Source organism: Xenorhabdus santafensis (assembly GCF_033949405.1).
GTDB lineage: Bacteria > Pseudomonadota > Gammaproteobacteria > Enterobacterales > Enterobacteriaceae > Xenorhabdus > Xenorhabdus santafensis.
The window spans coordinates 1-740 of the sequence record NZ_VCDN01000247.1 but is presented as its reverse complement, the minus strand read 5'-3'; the positions used below and the strand labels follow the sequence as shown (position 1 = coordinate 740).

Here is a 740-nt window from a genome sequence, read left to right as displayed (position 1 = left end):
ATAGATGGAAATAGCTCGTCTACTAAATGATTATATTTCTTATGAAATTCAATTTTTTGTTTAACATTTAAACGCTTGTAATAAACCTTTTTTGAATTTGCAACTTCAATGATTGCATTTTTTCTTGAATAAATTGCAAGTTCAACATCAACGTCAAAATCTATCATTTTTTTCTTTTTCTTTTCATACCATTTTAAAGCTTTCTCATGACTAACTTTCTTTTTCTTCATATATCCATCAATAGTAAAATGTACTGATAACTCCCGACGTATCTTAGTGAAAATCTTTTCTAAATCATCCAATCCACTCTTAGAAGTAATAGTATTAAAGAAAAACAAACGTTCATGCTGAGAAAAATATTTAATTCGAAGTTGTAAACGCGCTGCAATGACCGGACCACATACAGGACAGGAGAGCTGATTACAGGACATTCTTCGGATCATAACATCACCAGTAGCTTTTTCACGTAGAGCAATGGTCCGCCGACCACATTTAGCAATATCCAAAGCCATAAAAGACAACCTTTCCAAGAAGCTAATCAAAAAGTGGAACTCTACCCCTATTATTATTAACTAGTTAAGTAGAAACTACATTAAATTATGAATTTACTTCTTTACTTTATCTAACTTTTCTCTATATCTTTTTAAAGCATCTTCAAGAAAAACACGATCTTTTACTAAACACTCAAGATTATCTAAATGATAAAAAATATAGTCAATATCATTTTCAGTAAAAGATTT

Annotated in this window: 1 protein-coding gene; it reads right to left on the bottom strand. The window is 29.7% G+C overall.

Annotated features, from left to right (window positions below; translation table 11 throughout):
• A partial coding sequence (locus FE392_RS20085; RefSeq protein WP_319931891.1) for a hypothetical protein occupies nucleotides 1-512 on the bottom strand: 512 nt, incomplete at its 3' end.
• Nucleotides 513-740 lie beyond the last annotated feature (228 nt).